Origin of the sequence: Streptomyces sp. NBC_00433 (assembly GCA_036015235.1) — a bacterium.
GTDB lineage: Bacteria > Actinomycetota > Actinomycetes > Streptomycetales > Streptomycetaceae > Actinacidiphila.
Genome location: CP107926.1, coordinates 7875834 through 7893132 on the forward strand (window position 1 = coordinate 7875834; position 17299 = coordinate 7893132).

16 protein-coding genes are annotated in these 17299 nt (G+C 71.3%); 14 read left to right on the forward strand and 2 right to left on the reverse strand.

All coding sequences use genetic code 11. The features are described 5' to 3' along the window. Positions 1-94: 94 nt before the first annotated feature. The 11 genes from pdxS to OG900_34160 all read left to right on the forward strand — a co-directional run bounded on the left by pdxS (position 95) and on the right by OG900_34160 (position 11946). Positions 95-1006: a pyridoxal 5'-phosphate synthase lyase subunit PdxS gene (pdxS, locus tag OG900_34110; protein ID WUH94687.1), complete on the forward strand. Its 912-nt coding sequence runs from the start codon at positions 95-97 to the stop codon at positions 1004-1006. Positions 1007-1012: 6 nt separating this feature from the next. Next, positions 1013-1603, forward strand: coding sequence for a pyridoxal 5'-phosphate synthase glutaminase subunit PdxT (pdxT, locus tag OG900_34115; protein ID WUH94688.1), 591 nt, complete (start codon positions 1013-1015; stop codon positions 1601-1603). Positions 1604-1669: 66 nt separating this feature from the next. After that, positions 1670-2422, forward strand: coding sequence for a YebC/PmpR family DNA-binding transcriptional regulator (locus OG900_34120; GenBank protein WUH94689.1), 753 nt, complete (start codon positions 1670-1672; stop codon positions 2420-2422). A 135-nt stretch (positions 2423-2557) separates the two neighbouring features. Continuing rightward, complete coding sequence (ruvC, locus tag OG900_34125; protein WUH94690.1) at positions 2558-3145, forward strand: crossover junction endodeoxyribonuclease RuvC; 588 nt, start codon at positions 2558-2560, stop codon at positions 3143-3145. Beyond that, positions 3142-3753, forward strand: a complete 612-nt coding sequence (ruvA, locus tag OG900_34130; GenBank protein ID WUH94691.1) for a Holliday junction branch migration protein RuvA — start codon at positions 3142-3144, stop codon at positions 3751-3753. The genes ruvC and ruvA overlap by 4 nt, the downstream gene beginning before the upstream one ends. Positions 3754-3816: 63 nt before the next feature. Further along, entirely contained in the window at positions 3817-4899 is a 1083-nt protein-coding gene (gene ruvB, locus OG900_34135) for a Holliday junction branch migration DNA helicase RuvB (protein ID WUH94692.1), read from the forward strand. 160 nt (positions 4900-5059) lie between these two features. Continuing rightward, positions 5060-5533: a preprotein translocase subunit YajC gene (gene yajC / locus OG900_34140; GenBank protein WUH94693.1), complete on the forward strand. Its 474-nt coding sequence runs from the start codon at positions 5060-5062 to the stop codon at positions 5531-5533. 77 nt (positions 5534-5610) lie between these two features. Further along, positions 5611-7401 carry a protein translocase subunit SecD gene (gene secD / locus OG900_34145; GenBank protein WUH94694.1) on the forward strand — a complete coding sequence of 597 codons (1791 nt, stop codon included), beginning with the start codon at positions 5611-5613 and terminating at the stop codon, positions 7399-7401. Further along, complete coding sequence (gene secF, locus OG900_34150) at positions 7401-8585, forward strand: protein translocase subunit SecF (protein WUH94695.1); 1185 nt, start codon at positions 7401-7403, stop codon at positions 8583-8585. The genes secD and secF overlap by 1 nt, the downstream gene beginning before the upstream one ends. Before the next feature lie 126 nt (positions 8586-8711). Further along, on the forward strand, positions 8712-9272 hold the full coding sequence (locus OG900_34155) for an adenine phosphoribosyltransferase (protein ID WUH94696.1): 561 nt from the start codon (positions 8712-8714) through the stop codon (positions 9270-9272). A gap of 214 nt (positions 9273-9486) precedes the next feature. Continuing rightward, positions 9487-11946, forward strand: coding sequence for a RelA/SpoT family protein (locus OG900_34160; GenBank protein WUH94697.1), 2460 nt, complete (start codon positions 9487-9489; stop codon positions 11944-11946). Positions 11947-12024: 78 nt separating this feature from the next. Here the strand turns inward: OG900_34160 and OG900_34165 are convergent, their stop codons facing one another. Both OG900_34165 and OG900_34170 read right to left on the reverse strand, forming a co-directional pair. Continuing rightward, positions 12025-13254 carry a DUF349 domain-containing protein gene (locus OG900_34165; protein ID WUH94698.1) on the reverse strand — a complete coding sequence of 410 codons (1230 nt, stop codon included), beginning with the start codon at positions 13252-13254 and terminating at the stop codon, positions 12025-12027. Between the two features lie 146 nt (positions 13255-13400). Continuing rightward, the gene (locus tag OG900_34170; protein WUH94699.1) at positions 13401-14246 is read right to left on the reverse strand and encodes a peptidylprolyl isomerase; all 846 of its coding nucleotides are present in this window, start codon (positions 14244-14246) and stop codon (positions 13401-13403) included. Between the two features lie 295 nt (positions 14247-14541). Here OG900_34170 and OG900_34175 point away from each other — a divergent pair, with 295 nt between their 5' ends. From OG900_34175 to OG900_34185, 3 genes are all read left to right on the forward strand, one after another. After that, positions 14542-15255 (forward strand): MBL fold metallo-hydrolase, encoded by a 714-nt coding sequence (locus OG900_34175; GenBank protein WUH94700.1) that lies wholly within the window; start codon positions 14542-14544, stop codon positions 15253-15255. An 11-nt stretch (positions 15256-15266) separates the two neighbouring features. Further along, positions 15267-16529 carry a histidine--tRNA ligase gene (gene hisS, locus OG900_34180; GenBank protein WUH94701.1) on the forward strand — a complete coding sequence of 421 codons (1263 nt, stop codon included), beginning with the start codon at positions 15267-15269 and terminating at the stop codon, positions 16527-16529. Between the two features lie 104 nt (positions 16530-16633). After that, complete coding sequence (locus OG900_34185) at positions 16634-17293, forward strand: vitamin K epoxide reductase family protein (GenBank protein WUH94702.1); 660 nt, start codon at positions 16634-16636, stop codon at positions 17291-17293. Positions 17294-17299: the final 6 nt, after the last annotated feature.

A 17299-nucleotide genomic window follows, 5' to 3' on the forward strand; every position in this document is an offset into this window, starting at 1 on the left:
GCCCTTTTCCGCCGCCGCCCGGCGCCGGAAACTGGCATTGGCCCTGGTGGTGAGCCGGGGCGACAACTGCCGTTCACCAGCGAGTGAGGTCACCGTGTCCACCACACCGTCCGCCACCAGCAGCCCCGAGACCGGCACCGCGCGCGTCAAGCGCGGCATGGCCGAGCAGCTCAAGGGCGGCGTGATCATGGACGTCGTCACCCCCGAGCAGGCCAGGATCGCCGAGGACGCGGGAGCCGTCGCCGTCATGGCGCTGGAGCGGGTGCCCGCCGACATCCGCAAGCACGGCGGCGTGGCCCGGATGTCCGACCCGGACATGATCGACGGCATCATCGCCGCCGTGTCCATCCCGGTGATGGCCAAGTCCAGGATCGGCCACGTCGTCGAGGCCCAGGTGCTGCAGGCGCTCGGCGTGGACTACATCGACGAGTCCGAGGTGCTGACCCCGGCCGACGAGGTCAACCACTCCGACAAGTGGGCCTTCACCACCCCCTTCGTGTGCGGCGCCACCAACCTCGGCGAGGCGCTCCGCCGGATCGCGGAAGGCGCGGCCATGATCCGCTCCAAGGGCGAGGCCGGCACCGGCAACGTCGTGGAGGCGGTCCGCCACCTGCGCCAGATCAAGGGCGAGATCGCCCGCCTCAAGGGCCTGGACAACAACGAGCTGTACGCCGCGGCCAAGGACCTGCGCGCCCCCTACGAGCTGGTCAAGGAGGTCGCCGAGCTGGGCAAGCTGCCCGTCGTGCTGTTCTCCGCCGGCGGCGTGGCCACCCCCGCGGACGCGGCCCTGATGCGCCAGCTCGGCGCCGAGGGCGTCTTCGTCGGCTCCGGCATCTTCAAGTCCGGCGACCCGGCCAAGCGCGCCGCGGCCATCGTCCGCGCCACCACCTTCTTCGACGACCCGAAGGTCATCGCGGACGCCTCCCGCAACCTGGGCGAGGCCATGGTCGGTATCAACATCGACACCCTCCCGGAGTCCGAGCACTACGCCAACCGCGGCTGGTAAGCACCGATGACCCGTCCCACCGTCGGCGTGCTCGCCCTGCAGGGCGACGTACGCGAACACCTCACGGCGCTGGCCGCGGCGGGCGCCGCGGCCGGCCCGGTCCGCCGCCCCGAGGAGCTGGCCGGGCTCGACGGCCTGGTCATACCCGGCGGCGAGTCCACCACCATCTCCAAGCTGGCGGTGCTCTTCGGGGTGATGGAGCCGCTGCGCGAGGCCGTCCGCGGCGGCCTGCCGGTCTACGGCACCTGCGCCGGGATGATCATGCTGGCCGACAAGATCCTGGACCCCAGGTCGAGCCAGGAGACCTTCGGCGGCATCGACATGATCGTCCGCCGCAACGCCTTCGGGCGGCAGAACGAGTCCTTCGAGGCGGCCGTCGACGTCTCCGGCGTCGACGGCGGCCCGGTCGAGGGCGTCTTCATCAGGGCGCCCTGGGTCGAGTCGGTGGGCGCGCGGGTCCGGGTCCTGGCCGAATACGGCGGCCACATCGTCGCCGTCCGGCAGGGCAACGTGCTCGCCACGTCCTTCCACCCGGAGCTGACCGGCGACCACCGGGTGCATGAACTCTTCGTGGCCGCCGTGCGCGCCGCGGGCTGAGCGGATCCCGGTAGGATCGACCGCGCGACGAAGAACAGCACTGGGTGACGCGAAGGAGACTGTCGGATGTCCGGCCACTCTAAATGGGCTACGACGAAGCACAAGAAGGCCGTGATCGATGCCAAGCGCGGCAAGCTCTTCGCGAAGCTGATCAAGAACATCGAGGTCGCGGCCAGGACCGGTGGCGCCGACCCCGACGGCAACCCGACGCTCTTCGACGCCATCCAGAAGGCGAAGAAGAGCTCGGTCCCGAACAAGAACATCGACAGCGCGGTCAAGCGCGGTGCCGGTCTTGAGGCGGGCGGCGCCGACTACCAGACGATCATGTACGAGGGCTACGGCCCGAACGGCGTCGCGGTCCTCATCGAGTGCCTGACCGACAACCGCAACCGCGCGGCCTCCGACGTCCGCGTCGCCATGACCCGCAACGGCGGATCGATGGCCGACCCGGGCTCGGTGTCGTACCTGTTCAACCGCAAGGGCGTGGTGATCGTCCCCAAGGGCGAGCTGGGCGAGGACGACGTGCTCGGCGCGGTCCTGGACGCCGGCGCCGAGGAGGTCAACGACCTCGGCGAGTCCTACGAGGTGATCAGCGAGGCCACCGACCTGGTGCCGGTGCGCAAGGCGCTGCAGGAGGCGGGCATCGACTACGACTCGGCCGACGCCAACTTCCTGCCGACCATGCAGGTCGAGCTGGACGAGGACGGCGCCCGCAGGATCTTCAAGCTGATCGACGCGCTGGAGGACAGCGACGACGTGCAGAACGTCTTCGCGAACTTCGACGTCTCCGACGAGGTCATGGAGAAGGTCGACGCCTGACGGTCGTCAACTCGCCGTACGAGGGCGGGCCGGCGGGACATCCCCCGCCGTGCCCGCCCTCGTTGTCGGTGCGACCGGCTAATCTCCAGGTGGGACCGACGGTGGTGCGGTCAGCGGTGGCGAGGAGGGGGCGCGGTGCGGGTGCTCGGCGTGGACCCGGGGCTGACCCGGTGCGGTATCGGTGTGGTGGACGGCACCGCCGGCCGCCCGCTGACGATGGCCGGCGTCGGCGTCGTGCGGACCCCGGCCGACGCGCCGATCGGCGAGCGGCTGGTGCTGATCGAGCAGGGCATCGACGCCTGGCTCGACGAGCACCGGCCCGAGGCGGTCGCCGTGGAGCGGGTGTTCAGCCAGCACAATGTGCGCACCGTGATGGGCACCGCCCAGGCCAGCGCGGTCGCCATCCTGTGCGCCGCCCGCCGCGGCCTGCCCGTCCACCTGCACACCCCCAGCGAGGTCAAGGCCGCCGTCACCGGCAGCGGCCGGGCCGACAAGGCGCAGGTCGGGGCGATGGTCACCCGGCTGCTGCGGCTGGACGCGCCGCCCAAGCCCGCGGACGCCGCCGACGCGCTCGCGCTGGCCATCTGCCACATCTGGCGCGGCCCCGCCACCGACCGGCTGCGGCAGGCCGTCGCCGCCCAGACCGCCGCGGCCCGCAGCCGGGGCGCCGCACCCGCGGCCGCCCGCACCGCCGCCGTACGCAACCGGGAGTCCGCCACGTGATCGCCTTCGTCAGCGGCCAGGTCGCCGCCCTCGCCCCCGACACCGCCGTCATCGAGGTCGGCGGCGTCGGCATGGCCGTGCAGTGCGCGCCGAACACGCTGGCCGCGCTGCGGATCGGCAAGCCCGCCCGGCTGGCCACCTCCCTGGTGGTCAGGGAGGACTCGCTCACCCTCTACGGCTTCGCCGACGACGACGAGCGGCAGGTCTTCGAGCTGCTGCAGACCGTCAGCGGCGTCGGCCCGCGGCTCGCCCAGACGATGCTGGCCGTGCACGCGCCCGACGCGCTGCGGGCCGCGGTCGCCACCGGCGACGAGAAGGCGCTCACCGCCGTGCCCGGCATCGGCAAGAAGGGCGCGCAGCGGCTGCTGCTCGAACTGAAGGACCGGCTCGGCGCCCCGCTCGGCGGCGCAAGTGCGGTCACCGCCGCAGGCCAGGCCGCCCCGTCCTGGCGCGAGCAGCTGCACGCGGCGCTGCTCGGCCTCGGCTATGCCGCCCGCGAGGCGGACGAGGCCGTCGCCACCGTCACCCCGCAGGCCGAGGCCGCGGCCGAGCCGAACGTCGGCGCCCTGCTGCGCAGCGCCCTGCAGTCACTCAACCGCACCCGCTGACCGGCACCCCGCCTCCGCCAGAGCCGCCACCGACCCGACCGCCGCTGACCCGAGAGACCTTCCATGAACTGGGACGACGCCGCACCAGCCGCACCCGACCGCCTGCTCGGCGCCGCGGCCGACAGCGACGACCAGGCCGTCGAGGCCGCGCTGCGGCCCAAGGACCTGGGCGAGTTCGTCGGCCAGGAGCGGGTCCGCGAGCAGCTCGACCTGGTGCTGAAGGCCGCACGCCAGCGCGGCGGCACCGCCGACCACGTCCTGCTCTCCGGCGCCCCCGGCCTGGGCAAGACGACGCTGTCGATGATCATCGCGGCCGAGATGGGCGTCCCGATCAGGATCACCTCGGGCCCCGCGATCCAGCACGCCGGCGACCTGGCGGCCATCCTGTCCTCGCTCGCCGAGGGCGAGGTGCTCTTCCTCGACGAGATCCACCGGATGTCCCGCCCGGCCGAGGAGATGCTGTACATGGCCATGGAGGACTTCCGGGTCGACGTGATCGTCGGCAAGGGCCCGGGCGCCACCGCGATCCCGCTGGAACTGCCGCCCTTCACCCTGGTCGGCGCCACCACCAGGGCCGGGCTGCTGCCGCCGCCGCTGCGGGACCGCTTCGGCTTCACCGGGCACATGGAGTTCTACGCCCCCGCCGAGCTGGAAAGGGTGATCCACCGCTCGGCCGGCCTGCTCGACGTGGCAGTGGACACCGGCGGCGCCGCCGAGATCGCCGGGCGCTCCCGCGGCACCCCGCGGATCGCCAACCGGCTGCTGCGCAGGGTGCGGGACTATGCGCAGGTCAGAGCCGACGGGATGGTGACCAGGCAGACCGCGGCCAGGGCCCTTGAGGTCTATGAGGTCGACGCCCGCGGCCTGGACCGGCTGGACCGTGCGGTATTGCGCGCTCTTCTGACCCTTTTTGGCGGCGGTCCTGTGGGTTTGTCCACACTTGCCGTCGCTGTGGGGGAGGAGCGTGAGACTGTGGAGGAGGTGGCCGAGCCCTTCCTGGTACGGGAGGGGCTCTTGGCCCGCACCCCCCGGGGTCGGGTGGCCACCGCCGCGGCATGGTCGCACCTGGGACTCGTACCCCCACAGCACAGTGGGGGAGCGGGGCCGGGTACGGGACCGGGACAGACCGGGCTGTTCGGTCCGTGACGCGGTCGGACTCGTCGGTTCAGGAACCTCGGTGCCATCCTTGGCGTTGTTCCAGCGGCGAGCCAGAGCTTAGACTCCGCCGACGCCCTTCCTCCGGATCGGCACTCACATCCCGAAACCCAGGCCAGCCACCGTTGGCCGTGCGAAGGAACGCCCCACCGTGAATCCCCTGATCCTCATCTTCATCGTCCTCATCGGCGGCATGCTGCTCATGACCAGGTCGGCCAAGAGCAAGCAGCGCCAGGCCCTGGAGATGCGCAACAAGATGGAGCCCGGCTCCGGCGTCCGCACCATCGGCGGCATGTACGCCGTGGTGAAGGAGGTCAACGAGGAGACGATCCTCCTGGAGCTCACGGACGGCGTACACGCGCACTTCACCAAGGGCGCGATCTCGACCGTCCTCAGTGAGCAGGAGTTCAACCGGATCGTGCACGGCATCGAGCCGGAGGACACCGAGGACGACGCCGAGACCGCGGACGAGGCCCTGGAGACCGACGGGCACACCGCCGCCGCGGTGACCGGCGAGACCGCCGTGACGGACCACGACGCCCAGGAGCCGGATGAGGACCGTGTGGAGCTGAAGAAGACCGAGGACGGGTCGGGGCTGGGCAGCACCGGCTCGACCCCCAAGTAGGGTCCGGTTCGCGCAACACTCGTCACCACCCGTGAGCGCGCAGGCTCCGGTGCGGTAGGACAGGGAGAAACAAGAAGGTGGCAGCAGCCAAGAAGGGCCGCAGGTTCTCGGGGGGTCAGGGATACCCCGAGCGCGCTCTGGCCGTGATCCTCATCGCCCTGGTGGCGATGACCGGAGGCATGTTTCTCTCCGGGGACACCACACCCCGGCTGGGCATCGACCTGGCGGGCGGCGTCAGCATCACGCTGACCGCCAAGCCCAACCAGGGCAGCGCGGTGACCAAGGCGAACATGAACACCGCGGTCAGCATCATCAACAACCGCGTCAACGGGCTGGGTGTCTCAGAGGCGGAGGTGCAGACCGAGGGATCGAAGAACATCATCGTCAACATCCCCAAGGGCACCAACGCCGACCAGGCGGAGAAGCAGGTCGGCACCACGGCGCAGCTGTTCTTCCGCCAGGTGCTCGCCGCGGACATCGGGCAGCCGGCGGCCAAGCCGACGCCGACCCCGTCCGCGACGGGCAGCGTCACCCCCTCCGGCACCCCGTCGTCGACCCCCGGCAGCACGACGACGCCGAAGTCCACCGCCACCCCCTCGGGCACCCCGTCCGCCAGCTCCAGCGCACAGGGCCGCGCCGTCACCGGCGCGCTGACCTCCAGCGTGGCCAAGGCGCCCACCCCGCTGCCGACGGCCACCGCGCCCGCGACCGACCCGGGCACCACCGCCCCGGGCACCGCGACCGGCGGCGCCGACGTGTCGGTCCCGGCCGACATGCAGGCCAAGTTCACCGCGCTCAACTGCGCCGACGACAAGCAGCGGGCCGCCATCACCGAGGGCGCCAAGCCCACCCAGAAGGTCATCGCCTGCGGCAGGGAGGGCGGCATCTGGCAGAAGTACGTGCTGGGCCCCTCCCTGATCGACGGCAAGCGCGTCTCGGGTGCCAACGCCTCCTTCGACACCCAGCAGGGCAACGGCTGGGTGGTGAACCTGACCTTCGACTCCAAGGGCTCCGGCCAGTTCACCAAGGTCACCGGTGACCTCGCGAGCCAGGCCGACCCGAACAACCGCTTCGCGATCGACCTCGACGGCAATGTCGAGTCCGCGCCCTCGGTGCACGAGGCACTGCCCGGCGGCAGCGCCCAGATCTCCGGCAGCTTCAAGCAGAACGAGGCCGAGGACCTGGCCAACGTGCTGAAGTACGGCTCGCTGCCGCTGGCCTTCCAGACCTCCGACATCACCACGGTCTCGGCCGCGCTCGGCGGCGAGCAGCTGCACGGCGGCCTGATCGCCGGCGCCGTCGGCCTGGCGCTGGTCGTGCTCTACATGTTCGCCTACTACCGCGGACTGAGCTTCGTGGCCATCGCGAGCCTCATGACGTCGGCCGCGCTGACGTACACGATCATGTGCCTGCTCGGCCGGGCCATCGGCTTCGCGCTGAACCTGCCGGCGGTCGCCGGCGCCATCGTGGCCATCGGTATCACCGCCGACTCCTTCATCGTGTTCTTCGAACGGATAAGGGACGAGCTGCGTGAGGGCAGGTCGCTGCAACCGGCGGTGGCCCGCGGCTGGCCGCGCGCCCGGCGCACCATCCTGGTGTCGGACTTCGTGTCCTTCCTGGCCGCCGCGGTCCTCTACGTGGTGACCGTCGGCAAGGTCCGCGGCTTCGCCTTCACGCTGGGTCTGACGACCCTGCTCGACGTCGCGGTGGTGTTCCTGTTCACCATGCCGCTGATGACGATCCTGGCTCGCCGCAAGTTCTTCGCCCAGGGCCACAGGTGGTCCGGTCTCGACCCGAAGAGCCTCGGAGTCAAGGCGCCGCTGCGCCGCGTCCGCCGTACCAACAGCTCCGAGACGAAGGAAGCCTGATGTCCAAGCTCGGCACTCTCGGTCACCGGCTGCACCGCGGCGAGGTCAGCTACGACTTCGTGGGCAAGCGCAAGCTCTGGTACGGGGTCTCGATCCTGATCACGGTCGCCGCGGTCGTCGGCCTGCTGGTGAACGGCCTCAAGCTCGGCATCGAGTTCTCCGGCGGCGCGGTCTTCACCACGCCCAAGACCTCGATCTCGGTCAGCGACGCGCAGGACAAGATCGCCGGCGACACCGCGGGCCACCACGCCACCATCCAGAAGCTGGGCAACGGCGGCCTGCGCATCCAGGTCAGCGACATCACGACGCAGACCTCGAAGGACGTCCAGCAGAAGATCGCCGGCGACCTCAAGATGACGCCGTCGAAGATCGACGCGGAGATCGTCGGCCCCAGCTGGGGCAAGGAGATCTCCCAGAAGGCCCTCAAGGGCCTGATCATCTTCCTGGTGCTGGTGGTCATCTACCTGGCGATCGCCTTCGAGTGGCGGATGGCCGCGGCGGCGCTGGTCGCGCTGCTGCACGACATCACCATCACCACCGGCGTCTACGCGATCGTCGGCTTCGAGGTCACCCCCGGCACGGTGATCGGCCTGCTCACCATCCTCGGTTACTCCCTCTACGACACCGTCGTCGTCTTCGACGGTCTCAAGGAAGCCACCAAGGGCATCACCAAGCAGAACCAGCGGACGTACAGCGAGTTCGCCAACCGCAGCCTCAACGGCACCCTGGTGCGGTCGATCAACACCACCGTGGTGGCGCTGCTGCCGGTCGCCGCGCTGCTGTTCATCGGCGGCGGCCTGCTCGGCGCCGGTGTCCTCAACGACATCGCGCTCGCGCTGTTCGTCGGCCTCACCGCCGGCGCCTACTCCTCGATCTTCATCGCGACCCCGATCGTGGCGGACCTCAAGGAGCGCGAGCCGCAGATGCGGTCCCTGCACAAGCGGGTGCTGGCCAAGCGGGCGTCCGACGCGCAGAAGGCCCGGGAGGCCGAGGCGCGCGGCGAGGACCCGCAGGACGCGGTCGGTGACGACGCAGAAGGCCCGGAGGACGGCGACGAGGCCACCGCGACAGCGGCGGCCGGCGTGGTCGCCCCCCGCGGCCAGGGCGCCGCGCGCAGCCCGCGCACCCAGCCGACCGGCCGCGGCAGCCGCGGCAGGAACCGGCCCTCGGGCAAGCGGCGCTGAGCACGGGCTGAGCAGCACAGGCAGGCATCCGAGCCGCCCGGCCGTCACGGCCGGGCGGCTCGTGCGTGCCGTACGGGGGACAATGCCGGGGGAGACGTCCAACAGGAAGCCGAGGGAAAAAGCGCGATGACCACCACGCGGACCGCGTCCGCCGAACTGCGCGAGCTGCTGCTCGCCCACATCAGGGACGTACCGGACTACCCGGAGCCCGGCGTGATGTTCAAGGACATCACCCCGCTGCTGGCCGACGCGGAGGCCTTCGGCGCCCTGGTGGACGCGCTGGCCGCGCTGTGCGCCGAGCGCGGCGCCACCAAGGTAGTCGGCCTCGAAGCGCGCGGCTTCATCCTGGCCGCCCCGGCGGCCGCCCGCGCCGGCCTCGGCTTCGTCCCGGTGCGCAAGGCGGGCAAGCTGCCCGGCGACACCCACGGGCAGGCCTACCAGCTGGAGTACGGCACCGCCGAGATCGAGGTGCACACCGACGCCTTCGCGCCCGACGACCGGGTGCTGGTGATCGACGACGTGCTGGCCACCGGCGGCACCGCGGAGGCCTGCCTGGAGCTGGTGCGCCGCACCGGCGCCACCCTCGCCGGAGTGGCGGTGCTGCTGGAGCTGACCTTCCTCGGCGGCCGCGAGCGGCTGCTGCCGGCCCTGGGCGACACCCCCCTGGACGCACTCGTCACGATCTGACACCGGCCCGCCCGCGGCCCTGCAAGGGCGTCCGGGGCGCCCCGGCGGCTCTCGCCCTCCCCGGGCGCCCCGCACGCCCCTGCGGGGCGCTACGGGCGGCGCAGGCGTCCCAGCGGCCCCGCCGGCCCCGCGCCGGGGGCGCCAGGGGACTCCGCGCGCCCCGGTGTCGGCGCAGGTCGATACCATGGGAGTCCTACCCGCACGAGGAGCGCTCTTGCCAGACAAGCCTCAGCCACTCGACGCCGCGGGCGGTACGGAACCGGCCGCGCGCGGCACCGGCACGCCCGCTGAGGCCGCCACCGCGGAGTCCGAGCCCAAGCCCGGCGCCCCCGCCGTCCGGCCGGTGCGCACCCCGGGCAGTGTCGCGCCGACCCGCCCGGGCGCCTCCTCCAGCCGTGTCCGCGCCCGGCTGGCCCGGCTCGGCGTGCAGCGCTCCAGCCCGTACAACCCGGTCCTCGAACCGCTGCTGCGGGTCGTGCGGGGCAACGACCCCAAGGGCGACAGCGCGCAACTGCGGCAGATCGAGAGCGCCTACCAGGTCGCCGAGCGCTGGCACCGCGGCCAGAAGCGCAAGAGCGGCGATCCGTACATCACCCACCCGCTGGCCGTCACCACCATCCTGGCCGAGCTGGGCATGGACCCCGCCACCCTGATGGCCGGGCTGCTGCACGACACCGTCGAGGACACCGAGTACGGCCTCGACCAGCTGCGCAGGGACTTCGGCGACCAGGTCGCGCTGCTGGTGGACGGCGTCACCAAGCTGGACAAGGTCAAGTTCGGCGAGGCCGCGCAGGCCGAGACGGTCCGCAAGATGGTCGTCGCCATGGCCAAGGACCCCCGGGTGCTGGTCATCAAGCTCGCCGACCGGCTGCACAACATGCGCACGATGCGCTACCTGAAGCGGGACAAGCAGGAGAAGAAGGCCCGCGAGACCCTGGAGATCTACGCCCCGCTGGCCCACCGGCTGGGCATGAACACCATCAAGTGGGAGCTGGAGGACCTGGCCTTCGCCATCCTCTACCCCAAGATGTACGACGAGATCGTCCGGCTGGTCGCCGAGCGCGCACCCAAGCGGGACGAATACCTGGCCGTGGTCACCGACCAGGTCCAGCAGGACCTGCGGTCGGCCCGTATCAAGGCCACCGTCACCGGCCGGCCCAAGCACTACTACAGCGTCTACCAGAAGATGATCGTCCGCGGCAGGGACTTCGCGGAGATCTACGACCTGGTCGGCATCCGGGTGCTGGTCGACACGGTCAGGGACTGCTACGCGGCGCTCGGCACGATCCACGCGCGGTGGAATCCGGTCCCCGGCCGGTTCAAGGACTACATCGCGATGCCGAAGTTCAACATGTACCAGTCGCTGCACACCACGGTGATCGGACCCAGCGGCAAGCCCGTCGAGCTGCAGATCCGCACGTTCGACATGCACCGCCGCGCCGAGTACGGCATCGCCGCGCACTGGAAGTACAAGCAGGAGGCCGTCGCCGGGGCGTCCAAGGTGCGCACCGACAGCCCGCGCTCGGACAAGAAGGACGACGCGGTCAACGACATGGCGTGGCTGCGCCAGCTGCTCGACTGGCAGAAGGAGACCGAGGACCCGGGCGAGTTCCTGGAGTCGCTGCGCTTCGACCTGTCGCAGAGCGAGGTCTTCGTCTTCACGCCCAAGGGCGACGTCATAGCGCTGCCGGCCGGTGCGACCCCGGTGGACTTCGCCTACGCGGTGCACACCGAGGTCGGCCACCGCACGATAGGCGCCCGGGTCAACGGCCGGCTGGTCCCGCTGGAGTCCACCCTGGACAACGGCGACCTGGTCGAGGTCTTCACCTCCAAGGCGGCCGGCGCCGGACCGTCCCGCGACTGGCTCGGCTTCGTCAAGTCGCCGCGGGCCCGCAACAAGATCCGCGCCTGGTTCTCCAAGGAGCGCCGCGAGGAGGCCGTCGAGCACGGCAAGGACGCCATCGCGCGGGCCATGCGCAAGCAGAACCTGCCGATCCAGCGGGTGCTGACCGGTGACTCGCTGGTCACCCTGGCGCACGAGATGCGCTATCCCGACATCTCCGCGCTGTACGCGGCGATCGGCGAGGGCCACATCACCGCCCAGTCCGTGGTGCAGAAGCTGGTCGACGCGCTCGGCGGCGAGGAGGGCGCGACCGAGGACGTCGAGGAGATCACCGCCCCGTCGCCCGGCCGCAGCAAGCGCCGGGCCAATGCCGACCCCGGGGTCGTGGTCAAGGGCGCCAGCGACGTGTGGGTCAAGCTGTCGCGCTGCTGCACCCCGGTCCCCGGCGACCCGATCATCGGCTTCGTCACCCGGGGCAACGGGGTGTCGGTGCACCGCGCGGACTGCGTCAACGTGGACTCGCTGTCCCAGCAGCCCGAGCGGATCATCGACGTCGAGTGGGCGCCCACCCAGTCGTCGGTCTTCCTGGTCGCCATCCAGGTCGAGGCGCTCGACCGCTCCCGGCTGCTGTCGGACGTCACCCGGGTGCTGTCCGACCAGCACGTCAACATCCTGTCCGCGGCCGTCCAGACCTCCCGCGACCGGGTCGCCACCTCACGCTTCACCTTCGAGATGGGCGACCCCAAGCACCTGGGCCACGTCCTGAAGGCCGTCCGCGGCGTCGAGGGCGTCTACGACGTCTACCGCGTCACCTCGGGCCGCCAGCGGTAGGCCGCCCCGGCGCGGCAGCGCCGCGCAGACGCGAGCGGCCCCGGCACGCAGGTGCCGGGGCCGCTCTGCGGTACGGGTCTAGCCGCCGAACTCCTGCAGGCCCTTGAGCGCCTGGTCCAGCAGCGCCTGGCGCCCTTCGAGCTCGGCCGCGAGCTTGTCGGCCTTCGCCGTGTTGCCCGCGGAGCGCGCCGCGTCGACCTGGTCGCGCAGCTTGTCGACGGCCGCCTGGAGCTGACCGGTCAGACCCGCCGCCCTCGCCCGCACCTCGGGGTTGGTGCGCCGCCACTCGGCCTCCTCGGAGTCCGCCAGCGCCCGCTCCACGGTGTGCATCCGGCCCTCGATACGCGGCCGGGCGTCCCGCGGCACATGGCCGATGGCCTCCCAGCGCTCGTTGATCGTCCGGAAGGCGGCCCGCGCCGCCTTGAGGTCGGTCACCGGCAGCAGCTTCTCCGCCTCGACGACCAGCTGCTCCTTGGCCGCCAGGTTGTCCCGCTGCTCGCCGTCGCGCTCGGCGAAGGCGTCGGCGCGGGCGGCGAAGAAGACGTCCTGCGCACCGCGGAAACGATTCCACAGGTCGTCCTCGGCCTCGCGCTGCGCGCGCCCGGCCGCCTTCCACTCCGTCATCAACTCCCGGTAGCGGGCCGCAGTCGGCCCCCAGTCCGTCGAGTCCGACAGCGCCAGCGCCTCGGTGACCAGCTTCTCCTTGGTCCGCCGCGCCTCCTCGCGCTGCGCGTCGAGCGACGCGAAGTGCGCCTTGCGGCGCTTGGAGAAGACCGAACGGGCATGGCTGAAGCGGTGCCACAACTCGTCGTCGGCCTTGCGGTCCAGACGCGGCAGGCCCTTCCAGGTGTCCACCAGCGCCCGCAGCCGCTCACCGGCGGTGCGCCACTGCTCGCTCTCGGCCAACTGCTCGGCCTCGGCGACCAGTTGCTCCTTGGCGACCTTGGCCTCCTCGCTCTGCTTGGCCCTGGCCACCCGGCGCTCCTCGCGCCGGGAGTCCACCAGCACCACCAGCGCGTCGAGCCGGGCCCCCAACGCCGCGAGATCGCCCACCGCGTGGGCCTCGGTCACCGAGGTCCGCAGGTGCTCGATCGCCGCCAGCGCCTCCTTCGGGGCGAGGTCGGTGGTCTGCACCCGCCGTTCCAGGAGGCCGATCTCCACGACGAGACCCTCGTACTTGCGCTCGAAATAGGCGAGCGCCTCCGCGGGGGAGCCCGCCTGCCACGAACCGACCTCCTTCTCCCCGTCGGCCGTACGCACGTACACGGTCCCCGTCTCATCGACGCGGCCCCACGGGTCGCTGCTCACAGCGCCTCCTCCACGTGATGCCCTGCCGGCCGGTGGCTGACGGGCATCGTCCACAGTGTCTCTCCGGCCGGGCTGTACGCCCTGGCCGGTCCAACGCCAACATAGGCGACCATCGCCCCGGCTGTCCGCATCCGATGCGGGGGGAATCAGGATTTGGTGACGGTCGCCTTGTTGATCACGGCCGTGGCGTTCGGAGCGCCGTCGCCCTGCCCGCCGCTGTTCTCACCCGCGGCGGCGATCTTGTTCAGCACCTTCAGGCCGTCGGCGCTCATCGTGCCGAACGGAGTGTAGTTGGGCTGCAACGGGCTGTCCTTGTAGACCAGGAAGAACTGGCTGCCGCCGGTGTTCGGGCCGCTGTTGGCCATCGCGACGGTGCCGGCCGGGTAGGTCACCGAGCCCTGCGCGTCGGCCTTGCCGAAGGCCTTCAGGTTCTCGTCCGGCAGGGTGTAGCCGGGGCCGCCGCTGCCCGTCGCGGTCGGGTCGCCGCACTGGAGCACGAAAATGCCGTTGGTGGTCAACCGGTGGCAGCGCGTGTGGTCGAAGAAGCCCTTGTCGGCGAGGAACTTGAACGAGTTCACCGTCGCCGGCGCCTTCGCCGCGTCCAGCGCGATCGGGATGTCGCCGCACGTCGTCTTCAGCGTGAAGGTGTACTTCGCGCTCTTGTCGACCGCCATCGCCGGCGCCTTCGTCCACTTCGCCGTGCCGGGGCTGCCCGCGGCGGGCTTCTCGCACGGGTCGGCCGCGTGCGTCGCCGCGGGCGTCGTGGGCGCGGACGCGCTCGGGGAGGCGCCCGCCGCGTCGTCCTTCTTGCTGTCGCTGTCGAAGGCGCCGGCCGCCCACGCGGTGCCGCCGGCGGCGACCACCACCGCGATGACCGCGGCGATCACCGCGTTGCGCCGCCGCGACCTGCGGGTGTGATCCACCCTGCGCGCCTGCTGCCGCTCGAACTTCTCCCGGGCGAGCTGCCGCCGCCGCTGATCCTTGGTGACCACTTCGCCGTCTCCCGGTCGCTCGTGTCGTCTGCCGTGTGATGAGTCTGGTGCGGTGTCCGCCGCCCTGTGGCGTATTGTGCCGCAGGCCGTGTGAGCTGTGCGTTTGCTGTGCGCACACGACGCGGTCGCGCGTCGCGGCACGGTGTGTGCGCAGATCTTGGCGTCCTGTGGCGGGTCCAGTCCAGTCCGCCAACGCGCCGATACCCGCCCGATACGTGTTCGCGACCGCGATGTGCTCGCCGGTAGGCTCGTGAACAGCCGACACCGACCGCTCGCGGACGACATAAGGACGAACGTGCTCATTGCCGGGTTCCCCGCCGGGGCCTGGGGGACCAATTGTTATGTGGTCGCCCCCGCCGCCGGTGAGGAGTGCGTGATCATCGACCCGGGCCACCTCGCGACCCAGGGCGTCGAGGACATCATCGCCAAGCACCGCCTCAAGCCCGTCGCGGTCATCCTCAGCCACGGGCACGTCGACCATGTCGCCTCGGTGGTCCCGGTGTGCGGCGCGCGGAACGTGCCCGCCTGGATCCACCCCGAGGACCGCTACATGCTCAGCGACCCGGACGGGGCGCTCGGCGGGACCATCGGGCAGCAGCTGCTCGGCGAGTTGACCGTCGGCGAGCCCGACGACCTGCGGGAGCTGGCCGACGGCGGCACCCTGCCGCTGGCCGGCCTGGAATTCGCCGTCGCGCACGCGCCCGGCCATACCAGGGGGTCGGTGACCTTCCGGCTGCCGGAGGCCGCGGACATCCCGTCCGTGCTGTTCTCCGGCGACCTGCTGTTCGCCGGCTCCGTCGGACGCACCGACCTGCCCGGCGGCTCCACGGCCGAGCTGTACGAGTCGCTGGCCCGCGTGTGCCTGCCGCTCGACGACTCCACCGTGGTGCTGTCGGGACACGGCCCCCAGACGACCATCGGCCGCGAGCGCGCCGCCAACCCCTATCTGGGCGAGGCGGCCCGCGGCTCAGGAGCCCCGCACCCGGCGGCTCCGCGACGAGGATTGTGACGACTGCTGACGTGAGCACGTTCCAGGCCCCCAAGGGCACCTACGACCTGCTGCCGCCCGACTCGGCGACATATCTCGCGGTGCGCGAGGCGATCGCGGCACCCGCCCGCCGCGCGGGCTACGGCTATGTCGAGACCCCCGGTTTCGAGACCGTCGAGCTGTTCTCCCGCGGGGTCGGCGAGTCCACCGACATCGTGACCAAGGAGATGTACACCCTCACCACCAAGGGCGGCACGCAGCTCGCGCTGCGCCCCGAGGGCACCGCCTCGGTGCTGCGCGCGGCCCTTGAGGCCAACCTGCACAAGGCCGGCAACCTGCCGGTCAAGCTCTGGTACTCGGGCTCCTACTACCGCTACGAGCGCCCGCAGGCCGGCCGCTACCGGCACTTCTCGCAGGTCGGCGCGGAGGCGATCGGCGCCGAGGACCCGCTGCTCGACGCCGAGCTGATCATCCTGGCCGACGAGGCGTACCGCTCGCTGGGCCTGAGCGGCTACCGGCTGCTGCTGAACTCGCTCGGCGACCGGGAGTGCCGCCCCGCCTACCGGACCGCACTGCAGGACTTCCTGCGCGGCCTGGACCTGGACGAGGACACCCGCCGCCGGATCGACATCAACCCGCTGCGGGTGCTCGACGACAAGCGCGAGTCCGTCCAGCGCCAGCTCGCCGGGGCGCCGCTGATCGTGGACCACCTGTGCGAGGCCTGCAAGGCCTACCACGAGCAGGTGCGCGAGCTGCTCGCCGCGGCCGGGGTGGCCTACGAGGACGACCCGCGGCTGGTGCGCGGCCTGGACTACTACACCCGCACCACCTTCGAGTTCGTCCACGACGGGCTCGGCTCGCAGTCCGCGATCGGCGGCGGCGGGCGCTACGACGGCCTGTCGGAGATGATCGGCGGCCCGTCGCTGCCGTCGGTCGGCTGGGCGCTCGGCGTGGACCGCACGGTGCTCGCGCTCAAGGCCGAGGGCGTGGACCTGGCGCTCCCGGCGGTCACCGACGTCTACGCGGTGCCGCTCGGCGAGGAGGCGCGGCGGGCGCTGTTCACCGCGGTCACCGCGCTGCGCAGGGCCGGCGTCGCGGCGGACTTCGCCTACGGCGGCAAGGGCATGAAGAACGCCATGAAGTCGGCCAACCGCTCCGGCGCCCGCTTCGCGCTGGTCGCCGGCGAGCGGGACCTGGCCGAGGGCGCGGTGCAGCTCAAGGACCTCGAAAGCGGCGACCAGGTGGCGGTGCCGCTCGACGGGATCGTGGCGGCCGTCAAGGAGCGGCTCGGGTAAACCCCTCATCCGTGTACGAGGGCGGTACGGGCTTATTCCAACCTGACCGCGCTCGTGCACAATGAATGGGTGCCCGCCCACCACGGACCTAGAGATCGGCCATCATGACGACTTCCGCTCTGGACGAGACGCGAACGGACGGCGAGAGCGAGCAGCGGCGCCCCGCCGACGGCATCGCGGCGGGCAAGCCCTTCGCCTGGCTCCTGCTGATCTGTGGGGCGCTTGGCCTGCTCGCCTCCTTCATCATCACGGATGACAAGTTCCGGCTGCTCCAGGCGAAGGTCGACGGCAAGACGCTGCACCTGTCGTGCAGCCTCAACCCGGTCATCTCCTGCGGCGACGTCATGCAGAGCGACCAGGCACATGTCTTCGGCTTCCAGAACCCGATCATCGGCCTGGTCGCCTTCCCGGTCCTGATGACCCTGGCCATGGGCATGTTCGCGGGCGCGCGCTACAAAGCCTGGTTCTGGTACGGCCTGCAGGCCGGCGGCCTGTTCGGCGTGGGCTTCATCTCCTGGCTCCAGTACCAGACGATCTACAACATCAACGCGGTCTGCCTGTGGTGCTGCCTGGCCTGGATCGTCACCATCGCCACGTTCTGGTACACGGCGGTGCACAACATCAAGCACGGCCTGATCAAGGTCCCCGCCAAGGCCCGCGCCCTGGTGCTGGAATTCCACTGGGTCGTGCCGGTGCTGTGGTACGGCGTGATCATCATGCTGATCCTGGTGCACTTCTGGTACTACTGGAAGACCGTCATCTGACCGTCA

What these genes read in the sequence shown, in the direction of transcription:
- OG900_34155 (WUH94696.1), top strand. Translation starts at nt 8,712, where the DNA reads ATGACCACCACGCGGACCGCGTCCGCCGAACTGCGCGAGCTGCTGCTC.
- ruvB (WUH94692.1), top strand. Translation starts at nt 3,817, where the DNA reads ATGAACTGGGACGACGCCGCACCAGCCGCACCCGACCGCCTGCTCGGC.
- secF (WUH94695.1), top strand. Translation starts at nt 7,401, where the DNA reads ATGTCCAAGCTCGGCACTCTCGGTCACCGGCTGCACCGCGGCGAGGTC.
- OG900_34185 (WUH94702.1), top strand. Translation starts at nt 16,634, where the DNA reads ATGACGACTTCCGCTCTGGACGAGACGCGAACGGACGGCGAGAGCGAG.
- pdxT (WUH94688.1), top strand. Translation starts at nt 1,013, where the DNA reads ATGACCCGTCCCACCGTCGGCGTGCTCGCCCTGCAGGGCGACGTACGC.
- OG900_34120 (WUH94689.1), top strand. Translation starts at nt 1,670, where the DNA reads ATGTCCGGCCACTCTAAATGGGCTACGACGAAGCACAAGAAGGCCGTG.